Origin of the sequence: Pseudomonas sp. NFIX49, assembly GCF_900115915.1 — a bacterium.
GTDB lineage: Bacteria > Pseudomonadota > Gammaproteobacteria > Pseudomonadales > Pseudomonadaceae > Aquipseudomonas > Aquipseudomonas pharyngis.
Genome location: NZ_FOYE01000010.1, coordinates 166050 through 190732 on the forward strand (window position 1 = coordinate 166050; position 24683 = coordinate 190732).

General features: G+C 61.9%; 23 protein-coding genes. 16 read left to right on the forward strand and 7 right to left on the reverse strand.

Translation table 11 applies throughout. The features are described 5' to 3' along the window. Nucleotides 1-251 precede the first annotated feature (251 nt). Together BMZ46_RS26320 and BMZ46_RS26325 are read left to right on the forward strand one after the other, a co-directional pair. The gene (locus BMZ46_RS26320; protein ID WP_074691561.1) at nucleotides 252-731 is read left to right on the forward strand and encodes an Lrp/AsnC family transcriptional regulator; all 480 of its coding nucleotides are present in this window, start codon (nucleotides 252-254) and stop codon (nucleotides 729-731) included. Nucleotides 732-837: 106 nt separating this feature from the next. Beyond that, nucleotides 838-1047, forward strand: a complete 210-nt coding sequence (locus BMZ46_RS26325) for a DUF2788 domain-containing protein (RefSeq protein ID WP_003228500.1) — start codon at nucleotides 838-840, stop codon at nucleotides 1045-1047. On the opposite strand, the gene BMZ46_RS26330 is transcribed toward BMZ46_RS26325, so the two are convergent. The 4 genes from BMZ46_RS26330 to BMZ46_RS26345 form a co-directional block, all read right to left on the reverse strand. Continuing rightward, complete coding sequence (locus BMZ46_RS26330; RefSeq protein WP_039771829.1) at nucleotides 1042-1677, reverse strand: pseudouridine synthase; 636 nt, start codon at nucleotides 1675-1677, stop codon at nucleotides 1042-1044. The genes BMZ46_RS26325 and BMZ46_RS26330 overlap by 6 nt on opposite strands. A gap of 72 nt (nucleotides 1678-1749) precedes the next feature. After that, nucleotides 1750-3249, reverse strand: a complete 1500-nt coding sequence (amn, locus tag BMZ46_RS26335) for an AMP nucleosidase (RefSeq protein ID WP_011336076.1) — start codon at nucleotides 3247-3249, stop codon at nucleotides 1750-1752. A gap of 59 nt (nucleotides 3250-3308) precedes the next feature. After that, a complete protein-coding gene (locus tag BMZ46_RS26340) occupies nucleotides 3309-4958 on the reverse strand; it encodes an acyl-CoA dehydrogenase family protein (protein WP_039771830.1) in 1650 nt (549 codons plus the stop codon). A 95-nt stretch (nucleotides 4959-5053) separates the two neighbouring features. Beyond that, nucleotides 5054-7402 (reverse strand): hybrid sensor histidine kinase/response regulator, encoded by a 2349-nt coding sequence (locus BMZ46_RS26345; RefSeq protein WP_074691563.1) that lies wholly within the window; start codon nucleotides 7400-7402, stop codon nucleotides 5054-5056. Nucleotides 7403-7706: 304 nt separating this feature from the next. Between BMZ46_RS26345 and BMZ46_RS26350 the strand changes: the two genes are divergently transcribed. From BMZ46_RS26350 to BMZ46_RS26365, 4 genes are all read left to right on the forward strand, one after another. Continuing rightward, nucleotides 7707-8504 carry a hydroxymethylpyrimidine/phosphomethylpyrimidine kinase gene (locus BMZ46_RS26350; RefSeq protein ID WP_074691689.1) on the forward strand — a complete coding sequence of 266 codons (798 nt, stop codon included), beginning with the start codon at nucleotides 7707-7709 and terminating at the stop codon, nucleotides 8502-8504. A gap of 24 nt (nucleotides 8505-8528) precedes the next feature. Continuing rightward, a complete protein-coding gene (gene thiE / locus BMZ46_RS26355; RefSeq protein ID WP_074691565.1) occupies nucleotides 8529-9152 on the forward strand; it encodes a thiamine phosphate synthase in 624 nt (207 codons plus the stop codon). A 10-nt stretch (nucleotides 9153-9162) separates the two neighbouring features. Next, nucleotides 9163-10446 (forward strand): glutamate-1-semialdehyde 2,1-aminomutase, encoded by a 1284-nt coding sequence (gene hemL / locus BMZ46_RS26360; protein WP_007958695.1) that lies wholly within the window; start codon nucleotides 9163-9165, stop codon nucleotides 10444-10446. Nucleotides 10447-10672: 226 nt separating this feature from the next. Beyond that, nucleotides 10673-11227: a tetratricopeptide repeat protein gene (locus BMZ46_RS26365; RefSeq protein WP_039771834.1), complete on the forward strand. Its 555-nt coding sequence runs from the start codon at nucleotides 10673-10675 to the stop codon at nucleotides 11225-11227. 98 nt (nucleotides 11228-11325) lie between these two features. On the opposite strand, the gene BMZ46_RS26370 is transcribed toward BMZ46_RS26365, so the two are convergent. After that, entirely contained in the window at nucleotides 11326-11655 is a 330-nt protein-coding gene (locus BMZ46_RS26370) for a DUF1820 family protein (RefSeq protein WP_007958692.1), read from the reverse strand. A 132-nt stretch (nucleotides 11656-11787) separates the two neighbouring features. Between BMZ46_RS26370 and miaB the strand changes: the two genes are divergently transcribed. The 5 genes from miaB to lnt all read left to right on the forward strand — a co-directional run bounded on the left by miaB (nucleotide 11788) and on the right by lnt (nucleotide 17114). After that, entirely contained in the window at nucleotides 11788-13116 is a 1329-nt protein-coding gene (gene miaB / locus BMZ46_RS26375; protein ID WP_074691567.1) for a tRNA (N6-isopentenyl adenosine(37)-C2)-methylthiotransferase MiaB, read from the forward strand. Between the two features lie 123 nt (nucleotides 13117-13239). Further along, nucleotides 13240-14244 (forward strand): PhoH family protein, encoded by a 1005-nt coding sequence (locus BMZ46_RS26380; protein WP_011336084.1) that lies wholly within the window; start codon nucleotides 13240-13242, stop codon nucleotides 14242-14244. Continuing rightward, complete coding sequence (ybeY, locus tag BMZ46_RS26385; protein WP_074691569.1) at nucleotides 14237-14731, forward strand: rRNA maturation RNase YbeY; 495 nt, start codon at nucleotides 14237-14239, stop codon at nucleotides 14729-14731. The genes BMZ46_RS26380 and ybeY overlap by 8 nt, the downstream gene beginning before the upstream one ends. Before the next feature lie 5 nt (nucleotides 14732-14736). Next, nucleotides 14737-15576 carry an HlyC/CorC family transporter gene (locus BMZ46_RS26390; protein ID WP_007909641.1) on the forward strand — a complete coding sequence of 280 codons (840 nt, stop codon included), beginning with the start codon at nucleotides 14737-14739 and terminating at the stop codon, nucleotides 15574-15576. A gap of 14 nt (nucleotides 15577-15590) precedes the next feature. Then, on the forward strand, nucleotides 15591-17114 hold the full coding sequence (lnt, locus tag BMZ46_RS26395) for an apolipoprotein N-acyltransferase (protein WP_074691571.1): 1524 nt from the start codon (nucleotides 15591-15593) through the stop codon (nucleotides 17112-17114). 35 nt (nucleotides 17115-17149) lie between these two features. Here lnt and BMZ46_RS26400 read toward each other — a convergent pair whose 3' ends face one another. Both BMZ46_RS26400 and BMZ46_RS26405 read right to left on the reverse strand, forming a co-directional pair. Continuing rightward, on the reverse strand, nucleotides 17150-17929 hold the full coding sequence (locus BMZ46_RS26400; protein WP_074691573.1) for a YdcF family protein: 780 nt from the start codon (nucleotides 17927-17929) through the stop codon (nucleotides 17150-17152). Nucleotides 17930-18034: 105 nt separating this feature from the next. After that, nucleotides 18035-18358, reverse strand: a complete 324-nt coding sequence (locus tag BMZ46_RS26405; protein WP_039771843.1) for a hypothetical protein — start codon at nucleotides 18356-18358, stop codon at nucleotides 18035-18037. 254 nt (nucleotides 18359-18612) lie between these two features. Here BMZ46_RS26405 and leuS point away from each other — a divergent pair, with 254 nt between their 5' ends. The 5 genes from leuS to BMZ46_RS26430 all read left to right on the forward strand — a co-directional run bounded on the left by leuS (nucleotide 18613) and on the right by BMZ46_RS26430 (nucleotide 24680). Next, complete coding sequence (gene leuS, locus BMZ46_RS26410; protein ID WP_039771845.1) at nucleotides 18613-21219, forward strand: leucine--tRNA ligase; 2607 nt, start codon at nucleotides 18613-18615, stop codon at nucleotides 21217-21219. A gap of 87 nt (nucleotides 21220-21306) precedes the next feature. Then, entirely contained in the window at nucleotides 21307-21912 is a 606-nt protein-coding gene (gene lptE, locus BMZ46_RS26415) for an LPS-assembly lipoprotein LptE (protein WP_074691575.1), read from the forward strand. A gap of 39 nt (nucleotides 21913-21951) precedes the next feature. Then, nucleotides 21952-22989 (forward strand): DNA polymerase III subunit delta, encoded by a 1038-nt coding sequence (holA, locus tag BMZ46_RS26420; protein WP_039771848.1) that lies wholly within the window; start codon nucleotides 21952-21954, stop codon nucleotides 22987-22989. Between the two features lie 142 nt (nucleotides 22990-23131). Beyond that, nucleotides 23132-23296 (forward strand): alternative ribosome rescue factor ArfA, encoded by a 165-nt coding sequence (gene arfA, locus BMZ46_RS26425; RefSeq protein WP_007958672.1) that lies wholly within the window; start codon nucleotides 23132-23134, stop codon nucleotides 23294-23296. Nucleotides 23297-23357: 61 nt separating this feature from the next. Beyond that, nucleotides 23358-24680 carry a lytic murein transglycosylase gene (locus BMZ46_RS26430; protein WP_074691577.1) on the forward strand — a complete coding sequence of 441 codons (1323 nt, stop codon included), beginning with the start codon at nucleotides 23358-23360 and terminating at the stop codon, nucleotides 24678-24680. The last annotated feature ends 3 nt before the right edge of the window (nucleotides 24681-24683 follow it).

The following is a 24683-nucleotide window of genomic DNA, read 5'->3' on the forward strand; positions in this document are numbered from 1 at the left end:
GCTCACCTCACGCCGTCTTCTGGACAGTGTGCAGCTCGGGGGCCGGCACAACCCCGGTGGGGGTGGCGGCCGCGGCGGGCCGGATTGGGCGGGCCGCAGTGGACTGTGTTACCGAGCAGTGATTCTGGTGATAAGAATAGGCTCGGAGCCGCGACAGATGATTGCGAAGATTGCTCAAATAAACATCACTTGCGCAATTTTTAACCCTGGATAGATAATCCGCCGCAATAGTTAAGACAAAGGACCGTTTGATGAGCAAACTCGACCGTTACGACCTGAGTATTTTGGCGGAATTGCAGCGCGACGCCCGCATCTCCAACCAGGAACTGGCCGAGCGCATCGGTCTGTCGCCCTCCCCGTGCTCGCGCCGGGTCAAGCAACTGGAGGATGACGGCTACATTTGCCGTCAAGTCGCCCTGCTTGATCGCAAGATGCTCGGCCTGAGCCTGACCGCCTACGTGCTGATCGGCATGGACCGCCACACGCCGGAGCGTTTCGAGAACTTTGAAGCCGCAATCCGCACTTTGCCGCAAGTGCTGGAATGCAGCCTGGTGACTGGCGTGGATGCCGACTATCAGCTGAAAGTGGTGGTGCCGGACATGGATCACTACCAAAAGCTGCTGCTGGGGCATCTGACCCGGATCGAAGGTGTAACCAGCGTGCGCTCGAGTTTTGTGCTGAATCAGGTGCTCAACAGCACCGAACTGCCGCTGACTCATCTGCGCAGCTGAAATCGACGAATGACTGCGGCACACCGACGCAGGTCAATGCTGCGTCGTTCACCGCTGGCGTATACTCCCGGCCGCCCTTTCAGCCGCGCAGCGCCGGAGATGCCCGATGGATCCAGCAGTATTTGAAGAGTGGATGATGACTGGCCTTGTCAGCATCCTGATCATTTTCATGGGTTTCATCGTCTGGGATCTGGCGAAGAAGTCCAAGGCCGGGCGCTTCGGCTCGTTCATTCTGTTCTTCGTGCTGGGCCTGGGCGTGGCCGCGTTCATCATCAAGAGCGTGGTGATCGGCCTGATCGAATCCGGCGCCTTATAAACGCGCCGGCACTTCTTTCCACTGGCCCTGATCGAGCCCTTCGATCGTCCAGTCACCAATCCTGACCCGCACCAGCCGCAACGTCGGCAGCCCCACCGCCGCTGTCATCCGCCGCACCTGGCGGTTGCGCCCTTCGCGAATCACCAGCTCCAGCCAGGTTGTCGGAATCGTTGCGCGAAAGCGTACCGGCGGATTGCGCGGCCACAGCTCGGGCTCATCCAGTTGCCGCGCTTGCGCGGGCAAGGTCATGCCGTCATTCAGCTCGACGCCGTCACGCAGACGCTGCAACTGCTCGGCTGTCGGCACGCCTTCGACCTGCACCCAATAGGTTTTCGCCAGCTTGTGCTTGGGGTCGGCGATCCGCGCCTGCAACTGGCCATCGTTGGTCAGCAGCAGCAAACCTTCGCTGTCACGATCCAGCCGCCCGGCCGGATAGATGCCCGGAATGTCGATGTAATCCTTGAGCGTCGCCCGCCCTTCACCGTCGCTGAATTGCGTCAGCACATCGAACGGTTTGTTGAACAGGATCAGCTTCGGCTCGGCCGGTGGTGCCTTGGCGACACGGCGCGGGGCTGAAGAGGATGGCTTCACGCCGGGGCGGCGAGAAGGTGGACGTTGGGGACGGGACATGGGCAAAACAACATCTGGCGATCTGGGCTGACAATGCTAGTGCCCCGACCGCCAAATGACCACGACAAACCTTTAGCGGAACGGCGGCTCGTCGAAGCTGCGCAGTTTGCGCGAGTGCAGCGAATTGAGTTCGGTGCGCAGCAGATCCACCGCTTCGATGCCGATCTTCAAGTGCTGACTGACCGCACGTTCGTAAAACGCGTTGGCCGAACCCGGCAGCTTGATTTCACTGTGCAGCGGTTTGTCCGAAACGCACAGCAACGTGCCGTACGGCACTCGCAGGCGATAACCCTGGGCGGCGATGGTGCCGCTTTCCATGTCCACCGCCACGGCGCGGGACAGGTTGATCAGCGGTCGCTCCTGGGCCCAACGCAGTTCCCAGTTACGGTCGTCGTAGGTCAGCACGGTGCCGGTGCGCAGGCGCTTCTTCAGCTCTTCGCCCTTCTCGCCGGTGATATTGGCTGCCGCTTGTTGCAGCGCCAGTTGCACTTCGGCCAGCGCCGGAATCGGAATATTCGGTGGCACCACCCGGTCGAGAATCCCGTCGCGACGCATATAAGCGTGAGCCAGCACGTAGTCGCCGATGGTCTGCGACTGACGCAGGCCGCCGCAGTGACCGATCATCAGCCAGCAATGCGGACGCAACACGGCCAGGTGGTCAGTGATGTTCTTGGCGTTGGACGGGCCGACGCCGATGTTCACCAGGGTCACGCCGTGGCCATCGCTGGCGATCAGGTGATAGGCCGGCATCTGGTAGCGGTGCCAGACCACGCCGGCGGCAATCGCCGAGGCTTCGCCGTGATCCATGCCTTTTTCGATGATCACGTTGCCCGGCAGCACCATGCGCACGAAGCGCGGGTCGCGGCGCAGTTGCTCCAGACCATGGACGATGAACTGGTCGACATAACGGTGGTAGTTGGTCAGCAGAATCCACGGCTGCACATGGCGCCAGTCGCTGCCGGTGTAATGCACCAGACGACGCAGCGAGAAGTCGACGCGGGCCGCATCGAACAGCGCCAATGGCAGTGGATCGGTGTTTTCCCAGTCGTAGAGGCCGTCGGCGATGCCATCGGTGGCGGCGGACAGGTCAGTACTCGGGAACACTCGCGCCAGCACGGCGGCAGTGACACCGGAGCCGGCCAGTTCATCGCCCTGCTCGACCACGTACGGGTACGGAATGTTCTGCCCGCTGACTCCGACTTCGACAGTCACGGTGAAGTCGTGCATCAGCGGCGTGAGCTGCTCGAGCAGGTATTTGCGAAACGCCTTCGGATGGGTAACGGTCACGCTGTAGGTGCCCGGCAACTGCACCTTGGCGTAGGCGCGGGTGGTCTGCGGGACTTCACCCTGGCAGTGGTAGGTCAGACGCAGTTCGGGATAACGGAACAGGGCACGTTGCTCGGCGTCGGGCTCGACGCGATCCTTGAGATAACGCTTGAGCGCCGAGTTCAGCGCCGTGGTGGCCCGCTCATGCAGCTCGGCGAGACGATCCACGGCCTGTTCGGCGGTTTGAACGACAATAAACGCTTCGGTCACGATCAGCTTCCTGTGTTCTGACTTGCAGAGCTTCATCTTGCCTGCATCGTGGCGTCACGGAAACAGTGGCGTTGTGGCTTTGTCGCGATCCCCCTTCAGAAACCTTGCGGTGTCGAGCGAGCGACGATTGCCTCGACATCCAGCCCACGCGGTAACGCGCCGTAGGCCCGACCGCCACCGCTCAGGCGACTGGCGATAAAAGCATCGCTGACCGCCGCATTCCCGGCCTCCAGCAGCAGCTTGGCTTGCAGTCCCAAAGCGATGTCTTCGGTCAATTGCCGAGCGCGGTACTGAATGTCGCTTGTGTCCTTGAACTGCGCCTGCAATTGCTGGATGTGCGTGGCCAGTCGCTTGTCGCCATGGCCGTCGCCCAACTCGCTGAACAACACGTCAAGCACACCCGGCTCTTTCGACAAGGCGCGCAACACATCGAGGCATTGCACGTTGCCAGAGCCTTCCCACGTCGAGTTCACCGGCGCTTCGCGGTACAGCCGCGGCAGGATGCTGTCTTCGACATACCCGGCGCCGCCCATACACTCGGCGGCTTCGTTGATCATCCCCGGCGCACGTTTGCAGATCCAGTATTTGCCCACCGCTGTCACCAGCCGGGCGAACTGCGCTTCATGGCGGTCGTCCAGATGATCCAGCGCCTTGCCCATGCGCAGGCTCAGAGCCAGCGCGGCTTCGCTTTCCAGCGCCAGATCGGCCAGCACGTTCTGCATCAGCGGTTGTTCGTTGAGCAGTTTGCCGCCGACCTTGCGATGGGCGCAGTGATGGCTGGCCTGGGTCAGCGCCTGACGCATCAGCGAACTGGAGCCGACCATGCAGTCGAAACGGGTCATGGCCACCATCTCGATGATGGTCGGCACCCCGCGTCCTTCCTCGCCGACCATCCACGCCAGCGCACCACGGAACTCAACTTCGCTGGAGGCGTTGGACTGGTTGCCGAGCTTGTTCTTCAGACGCTGGATATAGAACTGATTGCGCGTGTCGTCCGGGCGATGGCGCGGCAGCAGGAAACAGCTCAGACCCTTGTCGGTCTGCGCCAGCGTCAGAAACGCATCACACATCGGCGCCGAACAGAACCACTTGTGCCCCACCAGTTCATAAGCCTGGCCCGGGCCACTGGCGCCGACCGGATAAGCCTTGGTGGTGTTGGCGCGCACGTCGGTGCCGCCCTGTTTCTCGGTCATCGCCATGCCGATGGTCACGCCAGCCTTGTGGGCCATGCCCACATTGCGCGGGTCGTATTCGGTGGCGAGGATTTTCGGCAGCCATTGCTCAGCCAGATTCGGCTGCAAACGCATCGCCGGCACACTGGCGAAAGTCATGGTCAGCGGGCAACCGCTGCCGGCCTCGGCCTGGCTGTGCAAATAGGTCATGGAGGCGCGGGCAACATGGGCGCCGTCCTGTGGATGAGCCCAGGGCAACGACGTCAAGCCATGTTCGATGGCCGTGCGCATCAGCTCGTGATACGCCGGATGAAACTCCACCAGGTCGATGCGATGACCGTAGCGGTCATGGCTGGCGAACACCGGTTTGTTCTGGTTGGCGAGGAACCCGGCCTCCATCAACGGGCCGCCGGCCAAGGCGCCGTAAGCGTCGATCCGCGACTCGGCCCAGCCGGCGCCGAACCGCCGCGACCACTCCTGCAACGGCAGGTCGATGCGGTAGAGGTTGGTGCCGTCCAGCGACGGTGGCTGGTTGGTGACTTCGTGGGTTTCGGCGAACTGATGCAGGTTCATGACGGGGCTCCTTGATCGGCCAGAGCTTCAGTTAAGCACCGCCCCGGAACCGATCAAAGTGTCATATCGGCCTAAATACCGGCGCTTTCACCCTGTCAGCAACTCAACACCCGCCGCTGCATCGCCACCTGCAGATCCTCGAATTTCACCGGTTTGCTCAGGTAGTCGATCGAGCCGCCCGACGCGCAATGCTCGCGATCCGCCCCCAGCGCGATCATGAACACCGGCAAATGGGCGCATCCCGGCAGGTCACGGATCTGGCAACACAGCGATGCCCCGTCGAGCGGCGGTAACTGGCAGTCGATCAGCACCGCATCGAAGCGCTCGCGCTGCAAACAGTCGAGCGCCGTCGCGCCGTGGTCGGCAGTGCGCACCCGAAATCCGAGCTTGAGCAACATGCCGCGCATCACCAGTTGGTTGACGCTGTTGTCGTCCACCAGCAGCACGGTGCAATCCTGCGGCGCGCGCACAGTGTCACGGCTGAACGCGGGCACGGCTTCCACTTCCGGCAACTCAAACTCGACATCCAGTTGAAAACGGCTGCCGCGCCCCGGCTCGGAGCGGTGTGTGAGCTTGCCACCGAGCAATTCCACCAATTGACGGCAGATCGCCAGACCGACGCCCAGCCCGCCGTATTCGCGGGTCATCGAACCGTCGAGCTGGAAGAACCGCTGATACATCGTCGCCTCGCCCAGATCGGTAAAACCGATGCCGGTGTCGATCACCGCAAAGGACAACGCCAGGCGATTGTCCGTCGATGGCTTGCCGGTGACCCGCAACGCCAGACCGCCGACCCGGGTGAATTTGATCGCGTTATCCAGCAGGCACTCCAGGCATTGCGCGAGTTTGGCGCTGTCGCCATGCAGGCGATCCGGCAGGGTCGGCAGCACGTCGACCTTGAAGTCCAGCGACTTGCTCGAAGCGTTGCTATCGAACTGCATCCGCAACGCCTCGACCACCCCGCGCAGGCTGAAACTGCCAGGCGTGGCCTTGAGCTTGCCGGCCTGCAATTCGGTCAGGGTCAGGATGCCGTTGACCATGCGCATCATGTCCCGCGCCGAACCGGCGGCGGTCTGCTGGTATTGCTCCAGTTCCGGATCGAGTTCGACGGTCTGCATCAGCTCCAGCGAACCGATCACCCCGTTCATCGGCGTGCGCAGTTCGTGGGTCAGAGTCGCGAGGAATTCATCCTTGAGCTTGTTGCTGTGGGCCAGTTGCTGGTTCAGCACTTCAAGTTTCTGGCCGGCGTCGAACAGGGTCTGCGCCTGTTGTTCGCGCATGGCGTTGATGCGGTCGGCCAGCGCCAGCGACAGCAGCGCCACTTCGATGGCTGAACCGATCTGGCTGGCGTACATGGTCAGGAACACATTTGGCAGCAGGCCCAGCACCATCATAGTGTTGACGATGCCGCCGATCAGGAATGCCGACCAGGCAATGATGAAATAACGCGCCACCCGCAGGCCACGCCACCAGGCCAGGATCCCGGCGGCGAAGATCACCACGGTGAAGGTCAGGGCCAGGGTCGTCGCCAGACGCAGGGCCAGGCCATAACTGGTCATCAACGACAGACCGATCACCACGGCGCCAAAAACAATCAGGGCGATCAACAGACGATCGAGCCAGCGGCTGTGGTTCTTCGTCTGCAGGAAACTGCGGGCGAACTGGCTGCCGAACAACCCCGCACATCCGATGAAGAACGGCGTGGCGGCGTTGGCCCACCATGGATTGTCCGGCCAGAAATACTCGACCGCCGCGCCGTTGACCGACAGCTGATAGAGGCCGAACGAGGCGATATAGAAGATGTAATAGAGGTAACTGGTGTCGCGCACGCTGAGGTAGATGAACAGGTTGTAAACCAGCATCCCCAGCAGCACGCCATAAATGATCCCCAGCACGTACAGGCGCACCGGCTGGTCTTCAAGGTACGCGGTGCTCGACCACAACGTCACCGGCGCCTGGATCGAACCTTCGCTGGACAACCGCAGATAAACGGTTCGTTGCTGATCCGGCTTGAACGCCAGGTCGAACAGGTAATTGTTCTGACGGATCTCGCGACTGGCGAACGGCAAGGCGTCCCCGGTCTGCCGCACCAGACGGTAGTCACCGGCCGCATCGGGCAGATACAGATCGAGATGATCGAGCGGCGGATACGCCAGTTCCAGCAGCCAGCTGCGTTGCGCCGACGGGTTGGTCGGGCGGTAATGCAGGTCGATCTTCAGCCAGAACGCCGAGCGCGAATAACCGGCATTGAGCGTGGCTTTGTCATGGGGTTTGAAGTTTCCGGCGGCGACTTGCGCGCGGACGTCGGCAATGCTCGCCTGACCGCTCGGGTCTTCGAACACTTGCAGGGATCGACCCAGCGGGAGGCTCTGGGTGAACTCGTCGAACTCGACGGCGCTTGCCAGGAGGGGCAAGCAGAACAGCAACATCAACAAATAGCGCATTGAAGCCCCAGCGTGGCTTGGCCGGTTGTGTCAGGAAGCCCCCCATTCCCTTTGAGATGACGTAAAACCGGTATTACCTGTTATTGGTTTGGATCCACTCTAGCATAGCCGTTGATGGCCATTGAGCACCATGGAAATTTTTCCTACAAAGGCTCTAGAACGGGCGTTCCAGAGCAAAACACCGGACTAGAGCTGTTGGCTCGGTCAGATTGTGACAAGCGCTGTGGATCTCGCTACCCGTGTTATCGGCCGCGCACTGCGCCACAACACCCGGAAAACAGGTTTGGTGGTAAGCTCGCGCACCATGAATATCTACAGCTCACGCCCCGTTGTCCTCTGTCTCTCCGGCCACGACCCCAGTGGTGGCGCCGGCCTGCAGGCAGATATCGAAGCCCTGCTCGCTCAGGGTTGCCATGCGGCTCCGGCCGTCACCGCCCTGACCGTGCAAGACACCGTCAACGTCACTGACTTTCGCGTCCTCGACCGTGAGTGGGTACTGGCCCAGGCCAATGCCGTGCTCAACGACTCCGAAGTCGCGGCGGTGAAACTGGGCATGCTCGGTTCCCTGGAAATGGTCGACACCGTCGTCGAACTGCTCGAGGCGCATCCGCACTTGCCAGTGGTCTGCGACCCGGTGCTGCGTGCCGGCGGCGGCGGACGCCTGGGCAAGGACGAAGTCGGCTACGCCATGCGCGAACGCCTGCTGCCGCTGTCGATCATCGCCACCCCCAACCTTCCCGAAGCCCGGATCCTTGCCGAACTGCCGGAAGGCACCGCGGACGAGTGCGCTGAAAAACTCCTGCCGTTCATCAAGAACCTGCTGATCACCGGCGGTCACGGCGACGAAACCGAAATCCACAACCGCCTGTACAGCCGCGACGGCCTGCGCGAAACCTTCAAGTGCCAGCGCCTGCCCGGCAGCTATCACGGTTCCGGCTGCACCCTGGCCAGCACCCTCGCCGGCCGCCTGGCACTGGGCGAAAACCTCGCCAGCGCGGTGCGTACTGCGCTGGATTACACCTGGCGCACCCTGCGCGATGCCGAACAGCTGGGCAAAGGCCAGTTCGTGCCGCGTCGTCTGCCGCTGGATTTCTGTTCCTGATGTTTCGAGCCTGAGGTCTGCGCGATGAAACTACGTGGCCTGTATGCCATCACCGACAGCCAGTTGCTGGCCGGCAAGTTTCTGTCCTACGTGGAGGCGGCGCTGGAAGGCGGCGTCACCCTGCTGCAATACCGCGACAAGACCAGCGACGAGGCCCGCCGTCTGCGTGAGGCCGAAGCCCTGCGCGATCTGTGCGAGCGCTACAAGACGCAACTGATCATCAACGATGATGCCGAACTGGCCGCGCGCCTGAACGTCGGCGTGCACCTTGGCCAGACCGACGGCCCGCTGTCGCCGACCCGCGCCCTGCTCGGTTCCAAGGCGATCATCGGTTCGACCTGCCACGCGCAGCTTGAACTGGCCGAACAGGCCGCCAAGGAAGGTGCGAGTTACGTCGCCTTCGGTCGCTTCTTCAATTCCAGTACCAAACCCGGTGCACCGAGTTGCAGCCTCGATCTGCTCGACGAGGCCAAACGCACCCTGCACCTGCCGATCTGCGCGATCGGCGGCATCACCCTCGACAACGCTGCGCCACTGGTGGCCCACGGTGTCGATCTGCTGGCCGTGGTCCATGGCCTGTTCGGCGCCGACAGCAGCGCCGAAGTGACCCGCCGCGCCCGCGCCTTCAATGAATTACTAAAAGTCTGAGAGCCCGATCATGTCTCGTTCCGAAACCCTGTTTGCCAACGCCCAGAAACACATTCCCGGTGGCGTGAACTCGCCGGTTCGCGCGTTCAAGAGCGTTGGCGGCACGCCGCTGTTCTTCAAGCACGCCGAAGGCGCCTACGTCACTGACGAAGACGACAAGCGTTATGTGGATTACGTCGGCTCCTGGGGTCCGATGATCCTCGGCCACAGCCACCCGGACGTGCTGGATGCGGTGCGCAACCAGTTGCAACACGGCCTGTCCTACGGCGCGCCGACCGCGATGGAAACCGAGATGGCCGATCTGGTCTGCTCGCTGGTGCCATCGATGGAGATGGTGCGCATGGTCAGCTCCGGCACCGAAGCGACCATGAGTGCGATCCGTCTGGCCCGTGGTTTCACCGGCCGTGACAGCATCATCAAGTTCGAAGGCTGCTACCACGGCCACTCCGACAGTCTGCTGGTCAAGGCCGGTTCCGGCGCACTGACCCAGGGCGTACCGAGTTCGGCCGGTGTGCCGGCAGCGTTCGCCAAACACACCCTGACCCTGCCGTTCAACGACATCGACGCGGTTGAAAAAATGCTCGCCGAAGTCGGTCAGGACGTGGCGTGCATCATCGTCGAGCCAGTGGCCGGCAACATGAACTGCGTACCGCCGGCGCCGGGTTTCCTCGAAGGCCTGCGCAGCCTGTGCGACAAGCACGGCGTGGTGCTGATTTTCGACGAAGTGATGACCGGTTTCCGCGTCGCCCTCGGCGGTGCCCAGGCCTACTACGGCGTAACCCCGGACCTGACCACCTTCGGCAAAATCATTGGTGGCGGCATGCCGGTCGGCTGTTTCGGCGGCAAGCGCTCGATCATGGAGCGCATCGCGCCGCTGGGCCCGGTCTATCAGGCAGGCACCCTGTCGGGCAACCCGCTGGCGATGGCCGCCGGCCTGACCACCCTGCGCCTGATCAGCCGTCCGGGCTTCCACGCCGAGCTGACCGACTACACCACGCGCCTGCTCGACGGCCTGCAACAGCGCGCCGATGCCGCCGGCATTCCGTTCGTGACCACCCAGGCGGGCGGCATGTTCGGTCTGTACTTCAGCGGTGCCGACGACATTGTTACGTTTGAAGACGTGATGGCCAGCGATGCAGCGCTGTTCGGCCGCTTCTTCCACCTGATGCTGGAAGGTGGCGTGTACCTGGCGCCGAGCGCCTTCGAGGCCGGTTTCACCTCGATCGCCCATGGCGAAGCCGAGCTGAAACTGACCCTCGACGCCGCCGAGCGCGCCTTCGCCAGGTTGAAGTAAAACGCCCCGCCGCTGACGTTGGCCATTGCCAGCGTCAGCGTTCTCCTACATCCGCACGCCTTTTCCGACACGCCTGCCAAAAATCTCTCATAAAGTGGGCGATATATTTCCCGCGCAGCAGAAAATCGAGTAAAGACTTTGTAAGGATGGCCCTGCTTATTTCATAATGCGCGCTTATTGGATCCCTCGACGGGTCCGCGCGCCCTTCAGAGGTAAGTCGATTCCCATGAACCGCACCGGCCGCACCCTTGCCTTGGGCTGCCTGTTGCTCCTTCAGCCGCTGCTCGCACATGCACAAGCAGGCGGCAACTCGTTGTTGATCCCGGCGATGGGTCGCTGCACCCTCAATACTCAGCCGCAAGATGTCACGCAGGCCCTCGCCGCCTGCCAAAAGGCAGCGGATGAGGGGGATGCGCAAGCGCAATACGAGTTGGGTGAGTTCTACTACGACGGCAAGAATGCGCCGCGCGACCTCAATCAAGCCCTGAGCTATTTCGAAAAGGCCTCGCTGCAAGGCCACGCCCAGGCGCAATTCAAGCTCGGCACCATGTTCTTCCACGGTGAAGGCGTGCAGGCCAACAACATTCAGGCCTACATCGTGCTGAAGATGGCGGCGGTCAACGGTGCTGAAGAGGCATTGGACACGGCTGACGAAGTGGCCGAAAAAATGCCCCGCGAAGATCTCGAAACCGCGACCCAGGTGCTCGGGCAAATTTTCCGTAAATACCTGATGGAACTGCAGAGCGCCGACGGGCGTACACCGTTTTCGCCCCTGCCCTGACTAACGATAGTTCTCGCGCTTTGCGTCACCGACGCGGAGCGTCGAAGGCGGCATTCCCACGCAGAGCATGGGAACGATCACTTCCATAAAGTCCGGTTTTACTTCTCGGGCATCGGCACCGGAAACGGCATCACGTTGCCAACGCCGCCACGGGCTTCGCTGATCTTCGGCGTCCCCAGTCGCTCGACCTCGTCGATGCGCACGATCGAGTGCATCGGCACAAAGCTGCGCACCACGCCTTCGAACTGCGCCTTGAGCTTTTCTTCGCTCGGGTCGACGACCACTTGCGTGCGCTCGCCAAAGACGAACTCTTCCACTTCCAGAAAGCCCCACAGATCACTTTGATAGATCTGCTTGGCGTACATTTCGAACACCTGGCCCTGGTTGAGGAAAATCACCTTGTAGATTGGAGCTTCGCGTTTGGTCATGGCGGGCAGACAGCATCGGGGTAAAAATGAGGGCGCGAACTATAGCATAGCCACCGGACGCACAGCGGTAGGAACCTGGGGACATGTTCCCTATAATGCGCGGTTCTTTGAACCACGTGACGACCCTATTCCATGGCCAAGAAGCTTTACATCGAAACCCACGGTTGCCAGATGAACGAGTACGACAGCTCGCGCATGGTCGATCTGCTGGGCGAACACCAGGCCCTGGAAGTCACGGCGCGCGCCGAAGATGCCGACGTGATTCTGCTCAACACCTGCTCGATCCGCGAACGCGCCCAGGACCGGGTGTATTCCCAGCTCGGCCGCTGGCGCGAACTGAAACTGGCCAACCCGGACATGGTGATCGCCGTTGGCGGTTGCGTGGCTAGCCAGGAAGGCGCGGCGATCCGTGATCGCGCCCCGTACGTCGACGTGGTGTTCGGACCGCAGACCCTGCACCGTCTGCCGGAAATGATCGACGCCGCGCGCATCAGCAAGCTGCCGCAAGTCGACGTCTCGTTCCCGGAAATCGAAAAATTCGACCATCTGCCCGAGCCGCGCATCGACGGCCCGAGCGCCTATGTGTCAGTGATGGAAGGCTGCAGCAAGTACTGCACCTTCTGCGTGGTGCCTTACACCCGCGGCGAAGAAGTCAGCCGGCCGTTCGACGACGTGATCGCCGAGATCATCCACCTGGCCGAACACGGCGTGCGTGAAGTGACCCTGCTGGGGCAGAACGTCAACGGCTATCGCGGCCTGACCCACGATGGTCGCCTGGCGGACCTGGCGGAACTGATCCGCGTCGTCGCGGCAGTCGACGGCATCGACCGCATCCGCTACACCACCTCGCACCCGCTGGAGTTCTCCGACAGCCTGATCCAGGCCCACGCCGAAGTGCCGGAACTGGTCAAGCACCTGCACTTGCCGGTGCAGTCGGGTTCGGACCGGATCCTGGCCGCGATGAAACGCAACCACACGGCGCTGGAATACAAATCCAAGCTGCGCAAATTGCGCGCCGCCGTACCGGGCATCTGCATCAGTTCGGACTTCATCGTCGGCTTCCCGGGGGAAACCGAGAAAGATTTCGAACAGACCATGAAGCTGATTGCCGACGTCGGTTTCGACTTTTCCTACTCGTTCGTCTATAGCCAGCGCCCGGGCACTCCAGCCGCCGATCTGGCCGACGACACCCCGGAAGAACTGAAGAAAGAACGCCTGAACGCATTGCAGCATCGTTTGAACCAGCAAGGGTTCGAGATCAGCCGACAAATGGTCGGTTCGGTCCAGCGGATTCTGGTGACCGATTATTCGAAGAAAGACCCGGGCGAGCTGCAAGGGCGCACCGAGAATAACCGTATCGTCAACTTCCGCTGCGACAATCCCACACTGATCGGCCAGTTCGCCGACGTGCACATCGACGCGGCGCAACCGCACTCGCTGCGCGGCTCGCTGATCCAGTAACACCGCAAGGAGACCCCGCCAGACGGCTGAATCGATGCAAGGCTTTTTAAGAGCTTTCGCACCCACGCCGCTGGCGTTATCCTTGATTTCATCCTAATTGCCCCAGGGCGGCTAAATACGACCTTGAACGCACCCATCGAACCACATCGTTTTATCCTCGAGCCCTTTGAGGCTCGCCGCTTCGCCAATCTGTGCGGGCAGTTCGACGAGCACCTGCGGCTGATCGAACAGCGCCTGGCCATCGAGATCCGCAACCGCGGCAATCAGTTCGAGCTGATCGGCGAACCCAAGCACACCACTTCCGCGGAAAACCTGATTCGCCGCCTGTACCGGGAAACCAAGGGTTCAGAGCTGTCGCCGGATACGGTGCACCTGTTCCTCCAGGAATCGGCCGTCGAGCAGTTGGACAACCACGCCCCCGCCGAAGCCTCCGTCGCCCTGCGCACCAAGAAGGGCATGATTCGCCCACGCGGCCTGAATCAGCTGCGCTATGTGAAAGAAATCCTTGGCAACGACATCAACTTCGGCATCGGCCCGGCCGGTACCGGCAAGACCTATCTGGCCGTGGCCTGCGCCGTCGATGCCCTGGAGCGCGAGCAGATCCGGCGCATCCTGCTGGTGCGTCCGGCGGTCGAAGCGGGTGAAAAACTCGGCTTCCTGCCCGGCGACCTGTCGCAGAAGATCGACCCTTACCTGCGCCCGCTCTACGACGCGCTCTATGAAATGCTCGGCTTCGAATACGTGGCCAAGCTGATCGAGCGTCAGGTGATCGAAGTCGCGCCGCTGGCCTACATGCGCGGTCGCACGCTGAACAACAGCTTCATCATTCTCGACGAGAGCCAGAACACCACCGTCGAGCAGATGAAGATGTTCCTGACCCGGATCGGTTTCGGCTCTACGGCCGTGATTACCGGCGACATCACCCAGGTCGACCTGCCGCGCGGCACCAAGTCAGGACTTCATCACGTCATCGAAGTCCTGAAGGATGTGCCGGGTATCAGCTTCACGCACTTCCAGCCCAAAGACGTGGTGCGCCATCCATTGGTGCAACGCATCGTCGAAGCCTACGAGCGCTTCGAGACGCGCTTGGCCGACGAAGCGCCAAAGGACACTCGCCACGATGCTTGAGCTTGACCTGCAAATCGCGACCGAAGCGTCTGCGCCGTCCGAAGCCGAGTTCCGCCAATGGTGCGAACTGGCCCTGCGCCAGCGCACAGCCGACTCGGAAATGACCATTCGTCTGGTCGACGAGGAAGAAGGCCGCGAACTGAATCACACCTGGCGGCACAAGGATTACGCGACCAACGTCCTGTCCTTTCCCGCCGAAGTGCCTGACGAGTTTCTCGACATTCCATTGCTGGGCGATCTGGTGATCTGCGTGGCCGTGGTCGAGCGCGAAGCCGCCGATCAGGGCAAGGAACTAAAGGCCCACTGGGCACATCTGGTCATTCACGGCTGCTTGCATCTGCTGGGTTACGACCATATAGATGACGAGGAAGCCGAGGAAATGGAAGCACTGGAACGCGAGTTGCTTGCCGAACTGGGTTATCCCGATCCGTACGCGGACGACGAAACCGAAACATCCCCTACTGTTACGACAAAGGATTCAGAGTAATCGCTATGAGCGAAGATCGATCGAGCAACGGGCAAAAGTCATGGCTGGGTAAACTGACCCAGGCTTTTGCCCACGAGCCGAAGAACCGCCAGGAGCTGCTTGAGCTTCTGCGCGATGCACATCAGAACAAACTGCTGGACAGCGAAGCGCTGGCCATCGTCGAAGGCGCCATCCAGGTGGCTGACCTGCAGGTTCGCGACATCATGGTGCCGCGCTCGCAGATGATCAGCATCAAGGCGACCCAGACACCCCGCGAATTCCTCCCCGCCGTGGTCGACTCGGCCCACTCGCGCTACCCGGTCATCGGCGAAAGCCATGACGACGTGATGGGCGTGCTGCTGGCCAAGGATCTGCTGCCGCTGATCCTCAAGGAGAACGGCGACAGCTTCAACATCAAGGACCTGCTGCGCCCGGCCACCTTCGTGCCGGAGTCCAAGCGCCTGAACGTGTTGCTGCGTGAGTTCCGCGCCAACCACAACCACATGGCCATCGTCATCGACGAATACGGCGGTGTGGCCGGTCTGGTGACCATCGAAGACGTGCTCGAGCAAATCGTCGGCGACATCGAAGACGAGCACGACGTCGAAGAAGACAGCTACATCAAGCCGCTGCCCAGCGGTGATTTCCTGATCAAGGCCCTGACGCCGATCGAGAACTTCAACGAGTTCTTCGACAGCGAATTCTCCGACGATGAGTTCGACACCGTCGGCGGGCTGGTGATGAGCGCGTTCGGGCACTTGCCAAAACGCAACGAAATCACTGAAATCGGCGCCTATCGTTTCCGCATCCTGAACGCCGACAGCCGTCGGATTCATTTGCTGCGACTGACGCCCATTGCTCGTTAATTCTAAGGACTGAAATGCGCTGGACAACCCGCCCCGGCTGGCCCGGTAACCTGCTGGCCGTGGCGGCCGGTGCAATCACCACCTTCGCTCTCGCACCGTTCGATCTCTGGCCGCTGGCGTTGCTGGCGGTCGGCCTGTTTTACGCGGGCCTGCGCGAGCTGAGCCCGCGTCAGGCACTGGGTCGTGGCTGGTGCTTCGGTTTCGGCCTGTTTGGCGCCGGCACCAGCTGGATCTATTACAGCATCCACCATTTCGGCGGCGCTTCGGTGCTGCTGGCCGGTTTCCTGATGCTGATCTTCACGGCGGCCATTGCCTGGTTCTTCGCTCTGCCTGCGTGGCTGTGGGCGCGCTGGTTGCGGCGTAATGAAGCGCCAGTGGCCGACGCCCTTGCATTTGCGGCGCTATGGGTAGGCCAGGAAGCTTTCCGCGGCTGGTTCCTCACCGGTTTTCCGTGGCTGTATTCCGGTTACAGCCAGCTCGATGGCCCGTTGGCCGGACTCGCGCCGGTGGGCGGCATGTGGCTGGTGTCGTTCGTCCTCGCACTGACCGCTGCACTGATCTACAACGCACCGCGCCTGCTGCAAACCCGCCGCAAAGCCTTCATCGCTGCCGGCCTGGTATTGCTGATCGGGCCGTGGGCGGCGGGCATTGCGCTCAAGGGCCATACCTGGACCAGCCCGGCCGGCGCGCCGCTGACCGTTGCCGCCATCCAGGGCAACGTCGCGCAAAGCATGAAATGGGACCCGGCCGAGCTCAACGCGCAACTGGCGCTGTACCGCGATCTGAGTTTCCGCTCCAAACCGGTGGATCTTTTGATCTGGCCGGAAACCGCCGTGCCGGTGCTCAAGGAGTCAGCCGAGGGCTACCTGACCATGATGGGCAACTTCGCCGCCGAGCGTAAATCGGCGCTGATCACCGGCGTGCCGATCCGCGAAATGGTCCGTCACGAAAAACGCTTCTTCAACGGCATCACCGTAGTCGGCGAAGGCGATGGCACTTATCTGAAGCAGAAACTGGTGCCGTTCGGCGAATACGTACCGTTGCAGGACATCCTGCGCGGGCTGATCGCGTTCTTCGACCTGCCGATGTCCGACTTCGCCCGCGGCCCTGCCGATCAGGCGCTGTTGCAAGCGAAGGGCTACCAGATCGCGCCGTTCATCTGCTACGAAGTGGTGTATCCGGAATTCGCCGCAGGCCTGGCGGCACGCAGCGATCTGCTGCTGACGATCAGCAACGACACCTGGTTCGGTACGTCGATCGGCCCGCTGCAACACCTGCAAATGGCGCAGATGCGCGCGCTTGAAGCCGGACGCTGGATGATTCGCGCGACCAACAACGGCGTGACCGGGTTGATCAATCCGTTCGGCCAGATCACCGAACGAATTCCGCAGTTCGAACAGGGCGTGCTCTACGGCGAAGTGGTGCCGATGCACAACCTGACGCCGTATCTGCAATGGCGCTCGTGGCCGCTGATCATCCTGTGCGTGGTGCTGTTCGGCTGGGCGCTGATGACCAACCGGATGTCCAAGACGCTCTGAAAACCTGTTCACTCCCGCGTCTTGCGCGGGAGTGATCATTCGGCGCGGTCATCCCTTCGATAGAACAGCGAATAGCCGATTTGCCCCACCGCCTCGTTCATCAATTGCCCGCTCTGCCAGATCGACTTGAATTCCGGCAGCCAGCCGCCGAACGGTCGTGCATTGTCCGTGCCGAGGAAACCGACCGGCGCCGGCACCACTTCAAATCCAGCCTGTTGATAACTCCACACCGCTCGCGGCATGTGCCAGGCCTGGGTCACCAGCACGATGCGTTTGACGCCTTCCGGCAACAGCACTTTGGCGCTGAATTCGGCGTTTTCCCACGTGGTTCGGCTTTCCCCTTCCTGCCAGCGCACGGTCACGCCGAAGTCATCGCGTAGCGAATCCGCCATCAGCTTCGCCTCGGTCGGCGGCGTACCGTAATGCAGGCCACCACTGGTCAGAATCGGTAACCCCGACGCCTTGGCCAGTCGCGCCGCGTAACGTTGGCGCTCCAGTCCAACACCGGTCGGCTGATCTTCGCCCCAGGCCAGATCGCCGCGCTCGCGTCCTGAGCCCAGCACCACAATCGCATCGGCGCGCTGCGCCAGGCTTGCCCATGCTTCCCGGGCCAGCGGCGGCTCACGTTCCAGAGCTTTGGCGCCCCACTGCACGACCACCGGCAGACTCATCAGCAAGAAGCCGCCAAAACCCAGGGCAAAGCACAGCCCGGCCAGCCGTGGCCGCGAGCGACGCAGCCACCAGGCCGCCAGCAACAGCAGCAAAAGAAGGCCTGGCGGCAATAGAAGTTGTTTAATGAAATAACGAAAAGGCATCGAGCATCTCCAGAGATGCCCGAAGCCTAAGTGGGTTGATACAGCGCGACAACCAGTAGGGTCGGATCCCGTTGAAAAAGATCCGCTTTTTGACCTGCCATGCGTTTACTTGGCCTGCAGAGTCCGCACTTTGACGGCGTCTCTGCCGGGTGCCTTGTCCTTGAGCCAGATGACCTTGGCCGAATGGGCAGCATCGAGCTGTTTCACTGCTTGTGACAGGTATCCGTGGGTTTCACGCTCACTGCGATCCAGATAGGCCTTGACCAGTTTGAACTCGGCGGGACTCAAGCCACGCAATTCCAGCTCCAGGGGGCGCTCGTCGCGCAGCCTTCCAGCGGTTTTTGCCGCGTCCAGGGCCATCCCAAGACGATCGATCAACCGCTCGTACAACTCGGGTTTGGTAACGTTTTTTTGCTGTGACTCCACCATCCCTCACCTCATTGAAGATAAGACTCACTCCCCAGTTAGAGCTTAGCTTCGCTGCACAAACCGGCTGCGTGCCGCGACCAACGGCCCTCGCCGCAATTTCGGCCGGTCAAACGGCTGCAATCAGGGTTTCCCTAGGCCAAGCGCGGTCATGTATGCTACGGCGCTTCCTGTAACTCCACTTCCAGCTCGTCCGACATGCCCGGGACGTCGCATTGAAGAGGATTAGGCCACCCCTATCCAGTACAAAAGTAGCCATGCACGAACAATATCAGCCCCGTGAAATCGAAGCCGCCGCCCAATCGTTCTGGGACGAGCAAAAGTCCTTTGAAGTCAGTGAACAGCCAGGCAAGGAAACCTACTACTGCCTGTCGATGTTCCCTTACCCCAGCGGCAAGCTACACATGGGGCACGTGCGCAACTACACCATCGGCGACGTGATCTCCCGCTACCAGCGCATGCTCGGCAAGAACGTTCTGCAACCGATGGGTTGGGACGCCTTCGGCATGCCGGCGGAAAACGCCGCGATGAAGAACAACGTGGCCCCGGCCAAGTGGACCTACGAAAACATCGCCTACATGAAATCCCAGCTGCGCAGCCTGGGCCTGGCGGTGGACTGGTCGCGCGAAGTCACCACCTGCAAACCGGATTACTACCGCTGGGAACAATGGCTGTTCACTCGCCTGTTCGAAAAAGGCGTGATCTATCGCAAGAACGGCACCGTGAACTGGGACCCGATCGACCAGACCGTTCTGGCCAACGAACAGGTGATCGACGGTCGCGGCTGGCGTTCCGGCGCGCTGATCGAAAAGCGCGAAATTCCGATGTACTACTTCAAGATCACCGCCTACGCGGATGAGCTGCTGGAGAGCCTCGACGAACTGACCGGCTGGCCCGAGCAGGTCAAGACCATGCAGCGCAACTGGATCGGCAAGTCGCGCGGGATGGAAGTGCAGTTCCCGTACAACGTTGACTCGATCGGCGAAACCGGCACCCTGAAAGTCTTCACCACCCGTCCGGACACCTTGATGGGCGCGACTTATGTCGCCGTGGCTGCCGAGCACCACCTGGCCGCTCTCGCCGCGAAGAACAACCCTGAGCTGCAAGCGTTCATCGCCGAATGCAAGGGCGGCAGCGTCGCCGAAGCCGACGTCGCCACTCAAGAGAAGAAAGGCCTGCCGACCGGGCTGTTCGTCGAGCACCCGCTGACCGGCGAAAAACTGCCGGTGTGGGTCGCCAACTATGTACTGATGCACTACGGCGACGGCGCGGTCATGGCTGTGCCGGCGCACGACGAGCGCGACTTCGAGTTCGCCCACAAGTACAACCTGCCGGTCAAATCGGTGGTTCGCACCAGCTCCGGTGAAACCAACCCGGCGCCATGGCAAGACGCCTACGGCGAGCACGGCACGCTGATCAACTCCGGCGAGTTCGACGGCCTGGACTTCGCTGGCGCGTTCGACGCCATGGAAGTCGCCCTGATCAAGAAAGAGTTGGGCGCCTCGCGCACCCAGTTCCGCCTGCGCGACTGGGGCATCAGCCGCCAGCGCTACTGGGGCTGCCCGATCCCGATCATCCACTGCGATGCCTGCGGTGACGTGCCGGTGCCGGAAGATCAATTGCCTGTCGTCCTGCCGGAAGACGTGGTGCCGGACGGCGCCGGTTCGCCGCTGGCGCGCATGCCCGAGTTCTACGAGTGCAGCTGCCCGAAATGCGGCCAGCCTGCCAAGCGTGAAACCGACACCATGGACACCTTTGTCGAGTCGTCCTGGTACTACGCCCGTTATGCCTCGCCGCACTTCGAAGGCGGTCTGGTGGAAAAATCCGCGGCCGACCACTGGCTGCCGGTGGATCAGTACATCGGCGGCATTGAACACGCCATTCTTCACCTGCTCTACGCGCGTTTCTTCCACAAGCTGATGCGCGACGAAGGCCTCGTGAGCTCCAACGAGCCGTTCAAGAACCTGCTGACTCAAGGCATGGTGATTGCCGAGACTTACTATCGCCGCGAAGCCAACGGCGCCTACACCTGGTTCAACCCGGCGGACGTCGATCTCGAACGCGACGGCAAGGGCAACGTCACCAGCGCCAGACTGAAAACCGACGGTCTGCCGGTGGAAATCGGCGGCACCGAGAAAATGGCCAAGTCGAAGAACAACGGCGTCGACCCTCAATCGATGATCGACCAGTTCGGCGCGGACACCTGCCGCCTGTTCATGATGTTCGCCTCGCCGCCCGACATGAGCGCCGCGTGGTCCGACTCCGGCGTTGAAGGTTCGCACCGCTTCCTCAAGCGCGTCTGGCGTCTGGCTCAGGCCCACGTCACTCAGGGCCTGCCGGGCAAACTGGACATCGCCGGCCTGAACGACGAGCAGAAAGCCGTTCGTCGCGCGATTCACCAGGCCATCAAGCAGGCCAGCCACGATGTTGGCCAGAACCACAAATTCAACACCGCCATCGCCCAGGTGATGACGCTGATGAACGTGCTGGAAAAAGCAGCACAATCCACCGAACAGGATCGCGCGCTGGTTCAGGAAGGTCTGGAAGCCGTTACGCTGTTGCTGGCTCCGATCACCCCGCACATTTGCCACGAACTGTGGAATCAACTGGGCCACGCCGATCCTGTGATCGATGCCGGCTGGCCAGTGGTGGATGAAAGCGCACTCGTTCAGGACAGCCTGACCCTGGTGATCCAGGTCAACGGCAAGCTGCGTGGCCAGATCGAAATGCCGGCCGCCGCCACCCGTGAAGAAGTCGAAGCGGCAGCCCGTGCCAACGAGAACGTACTGCGTTTCGTTGACGGCCTGACGATTCGCAAAGTGATCGTAGTGCCCGGGAAACTGGTCAATATCGTCGCCAGCTAATTGGATCGGGCGTCAGGTGTGCCTGACGCCCAGTAAAACCTTTCGGGCCACAGAGTCGGCCCACATGGTTTCAAGGGGAGCAACACAATGATCAAACGCAATCTGCTGATGATGGGCCTCGCCGTCCTGTTGAGCGCCTGCGGTTTCCAGCTGCGTGGTACCGGCACCAACGAACTGTCGATCAAGGAGCTCGATCTGAGCGCCCGCAACGCCTACGGCGAAACCGTGACGCAACTGCGTCAGGTGCTGGAGGCCAGCGGCGTCAAGGTCGTTTCCGGTGCGCCGTACAAGCTTTACCTGTCCGATGAGCAGGAAAGCCAGCGCATCCTCAGCTACGCGGGCGCCGGTCGTACTGGCGAATATCAGGTGAGCACCGTGCTGACCTACGATATCCGCGGCGAAAAGGACCTGTTGCTCAAAAGCGACAAGCTTGAAGTGCAGAAAGTGTTCATCCACGACGGCAACAACCTGGTGGGTTCCGACCAGGAAGCCAACGATGCACGCCGTGAAACCCGCCGCGAGCTGGTACAGCGCATGATGCTGCGTCTGCAACAGCTGACGCCGGCACAGCTGGACGCTCTGCAGCAAACCGCCAATGCCCGTGCCAAGGCAGAGGCCGACGCCCTCGAAGCGGCACAGAAGGCTGAAGCGGAAACCCCGCGTCAGTCGCCGCTCGAACTGCCGCAGCAGTAAGACGTTCGGGGCGCTCAGGCGCCCCGTTCGCCCTCTCTTATGAAGCTCGCTCCCGCCCAACTCGGCAAACACCTGCAAGGCGCTCTTGCGCCGGTCTACATCATCAGCGGCGATGACCCACTGCTGTGTCAGGAAGCCGCCGACGCCATTCGCTCCGCTGCCCGCCAGCAAGGATTCGATGAACGCCAGGTCTTTGCCGCCGACGCCAATTTCGATTGGGGGACGTTGCTGCAGGCCGGCGCCAGCATGTCGCTGTTCGCTGAAAAACGCCTGCTGGAACTGCGCCTGCCTTCGGGCAAGCCCGGTGACAAGGGCGCCGCCGCACTGATCGAATATTGCTCGCGCCCGGCTGAAGACACGGTACTGCTGATCAGCCTGCCTAAGCTCGACGGCAGCGCGCAGAAGACCAAGTGGGGCAAGGCGCTGGTCGAGGGTCAGCAGACCCAGTTCGTACAGATCTGGCCGGTGGACGCCAACCAGCTGCCGAGCTGGATTCGTCAGCGCCTGTCCCAGGCCGGCTTGTCGGCCAGTCAGGACGCAGTCGAACTGATTGCCGCGCGGGTCGAAGGCAACCTGCTCGCCGCTGCGCAAGAGATCGAAAAGCTCAAGCTGATGGCCGAGGGCGGGCAGATCACCATCGAAACCGTACAGGCGGCCGTGGCCGACAGTGCGCGCTTCGACGTGTTCGGCCTGACCGATGCAGTGCTCAACGGCGAACCGGCCCACGCCCTGCGCATGCTCGAAGGGCTGCGCGGTGAAGGGGTCGAGCCGCCGGTGATCCTCTGGGCCCTGGCTCGGGAGTTACGGCTGCTGGCCAACATCTCGTTGCAATACAGCCAGGGCACACCGCTGGACAAATGCTTCAGTCAGGCCAAGCCGCCGGTCTGGGACAAGCGCAAACCGCTGATGAGCAAGGCCTTGCAACGCTACTCGGCGCAACGCTGGGCGCAGTTGCTGCTCGAAGCCCAGCGCATCGATGCACAGATCAAGGGCCAGGCGGCGGGCTCGCCGTGGATGAGCCTGAGCCGGTTGGCGCTGCTGATGGCTGGTCAGCGCCTGACGTTGCCTGCCGAATGAAATCCGGGATCGCGCGCTGTGATCCCGTTTTTTTTACCGAGTCCATTTCCTACAGAACATCCCACCGTCGGTCCTATAGACAGACGCTCTGGATCGGCAGATTATCTGCCGCGCAAAACCTCACTCAATCGAGAGAATCATCATGAGTAAAAAGCCATCGAAACATGGCCACAACAAGGCCAAATCCATCGTCGCCCAACCCCTGTTCCGCAGCCGCCAGGAACGACCAACCAAGGGTAAAGGCAGCTACCGCCGCGAAGCCTTCCAGTCTGACAGCTGGGAGGCTTCTTACTTTCTGGCCGCTTAAAGCGCAGCACCCCTTCCTCATGTTAAGGTCTGCACCTGATTCGTATTCCCTGGACCCGTGCATGCCCCTCAGTCTTTCCCGTCGTTGGCCCTTTCGCCAACTGATCGCTGCCTCCAGCTTCGTATTGCTCGTCGCTTGCGCGGAAAAACCCACCGCCGCTGACGCTCAACCGCTTCAGACCGTCCCCGTTGCCACAGCCCCAGCGGTCATCCCGCCGGTAGTGCCGTCCGGTGACGATCTCGACCTGCAACCGACCCAGACCTTTGCCGAATGGCAGGCTGGTTTCCGCAAGGACGCTCTGGCCGCCGGCATTCGTGCCGACCTGTTCGACCGCGCATTCGCCAATGTCAGCTTCGATGCCAGCGTAATTCGCGCCGACCGCAGCCAGCCGGAATTCGCCCGGCCGGTCTGGGAATACCTGGATGGCGCACTGTCGCCGTTGCGCGTGCGCAAAGGCCAGGCACTGATCAGCCAGTACGCCGACATTCTGCAAAGCATCGAGCACCGTTATGGCGTCGATCGCCAGGCGCTGGTGTCGGTGTGGGGGATGGAAAGCAACTTCGGCCAGTTCCAGGGCAGCAAGTCGGTGATCAACTCGCTGGCGACCCTGGCCTATGAAGGTCGCCGTCCGGGCTTTGCCCATGCGCAGCTGATTGCGGCGCTGCAGATCCTGCAACAGGGCGACATCACGCCGGAGAAAATGCTCGGCTCCTGGGCCGGCGCAATGGGCCAGACCCAGTTCATCCCGACCACCTACAACACCCACGCCGTGGACTTCGACGGTGACGGTCGCCGCGACATCTGGGGCAGCCCGGCTGACGCATTGGCCTCCACCGCGCATTACCTGCAAAGCTCCGGCTGGCAGCGTGGCCAGCCGTGGGGCTTCGAAGTGCAACTGCCGAGCAGTTTCAACTACACCCTGGCCGATGGCGCGATTCGCAAGAGCGTCGCTGAATGGCGGCAACTGGGCGTGATCCTGCCGAACGGCGGCCAGGTGCCGGCCGGCTCCGAGCAACTGTCCGCCGCCCTGCTGCTGCCGGCTGGCTACCGTGGCCCGGCGTTCCTGATCCTCGATAACTTCCGGGCGATCCTCAAGTACAACAACTCGTCGTCCTACGCACTGGCCGTCAGCCTGTTGTCCGAGCGCTTCAACGGCGCCGGCCTCATCAATGGCACCTGGCCAAAAGACGACCTGCCGTTGAGCCGCACCGAGCGGATCGAACTGCAAAACCTGTTGACCGCGCGCAACTACGACGCAGGCACCGCCGACGGGATCATCGGTGCCAATACGCGCAAGGCGATTCGCGCTGCGCAGCAGTCATTTGGCTGGCCGGCGGATGGTTATCCGACGCACAAGCTGCTGGAAAGCCTGCGCAACCAGTAAAAA

Coding starts and splice junctions, on each gene's coding strand:
- BMZ46_RS26320 (WP_074691561.1), top strand. CDS start 252: ATGAGCAAACTCGACCGTTACGACCTGAGTATTTTGGCGGAATTGCAG.
- BMZ46_RS26325 (WP_003228500.1), top strand. CDS start 838: ATGGATCCAGCAGTATTTGAAGAGTGGATGATGACTGGCCTTGTCAGC.
- BMZ46_RS26330 (WP_039771829.1), bottom strand. CDS start 1,677: ATGTCCCGTCCCCAACGTCCACCTTCTCGCCGCCCCGGCGTGAAGCCA.
- amn (WP_011336076.1), bottom strand. CDS start 3,249: ATGAAGCTCTGCAAGTCAGAACACAGGAAGCTGATCGTGACCGAAGCG.
- BMZ46_RS26340 (WP_039771830.1), bottom strand. CDS start 4,958: ATGAACCTGCATCAGTTCGCCGAAACCCACGAAGTCACCAACCAGCCA.
- BMZ46_RS26345 (WP_074691563.1), bottom strand. CDS start 7,402: ATGCGCTATTTGTTGATGTTGCTGTTCTGCTTGCCCCTCCTGGCAAGC.
- BMZ46_RS26350 (WP_074691689.1), top strand. CDS start 7,707: ATGAATATCTACAGCTCACGCCCCGTTGTCCTCTGTCTCTCCGGCCAC.
- thiE (WP_074691565.1), top strand. CDS start 8,529: ATGAAACTACGTGGCCTGTATGCCATCACCGACAGCCAGTTGCTGGCC.
- hemL (WP_007958695.1), top strand. CDS start 9,163: ATGTCTCGTTCCGAAACCCTGTTTGCCAACGCCCAGAAACACATTCCC.
- BMZ46_RS26365 (WP_039771834.1), top strand. CDS start 10,673: ATGAACCGCACCGGCCGCACCCTTGCCTTGGGCTGCCTGTTGCTCCTT.
- BMZ46_RS26370 (WP_007958692.1), bottom strand. CDS start 11,655: ATGACCAAACGCGAAGCTCCAATCTACAAGGTGATTTTCCTCAACCAG.
- miaB (WP_074691567.1), top strand. CDS start 11,788: ATGGCCAAGAAGCTTTACATCGAAACCCACGGTTGCCAGATGAACGAG.
- ybeY (WP_074691569.1), top strand. CDS start 14,237: ATGCTTGAGCTTGACCTGCAAATCGCGACCGAAGCGTCTGCGCCGTCC.
- BMZ46_RS26390 (WP_007909641.1), top strand. CDS start 14,737: ATGAGCGAAGATCGATCGAGCAACGGGCAAAAGTCATGGCTGGGTAAA.
- lnt (WP_074691571.1), top strand. CDS start 15,591: ATGCGCTGGACAACCCGCCCCGGCTGGCCCGGTAACCTGCTGGCCGTG.
- BMZ46_RS26400 (WP_074691573.1), bottom strand. CDS start 17,929: ATGCCTTTTCGTTATTTCATTAAACAACTTCTATTGCCGCCAGGCCTT.
- BMZ46_RS26405 (WP_039771843.1), bottom strand. CDS start 18,358: ATGGTGGAGTCACAGCAAAAAAACGTTACCAAACCCGAGTTGTACGAG.
- leuS (WP_039771845.1), top strand. CDS start 18,613: ATGCACGAACAATATCAGCCCCGTGAAATCGAAGCCGCCGCCCAATCG.
- lptE (WP_074691575.1), top strand. CDS start 21,307: ATGATCAAACGCAATCTGCTGATGATGGGCCTCGCCGTCCTGTTGAGC.
- holA (WP_039771848.1), top strand. CDS start 21,952: ATGAAGCTCGCTCCCGCCCAACTCGGCAAACACCTGCAAGGCGCTCTT.
- arfA (WP_007958672.1), top strand. CDS start 23,132: ATGAGTAAAAAGCCATCGAAACATGGCCACAACAAGGCCAAATCCATC.
- BMZ46_RS26430 (WP_074691577.1), top strand. CDS start 23,358: ATGCCCCTCAGTCTTTCCCGTCGTTGGCCCTTTCGCCAACTGATCGCT.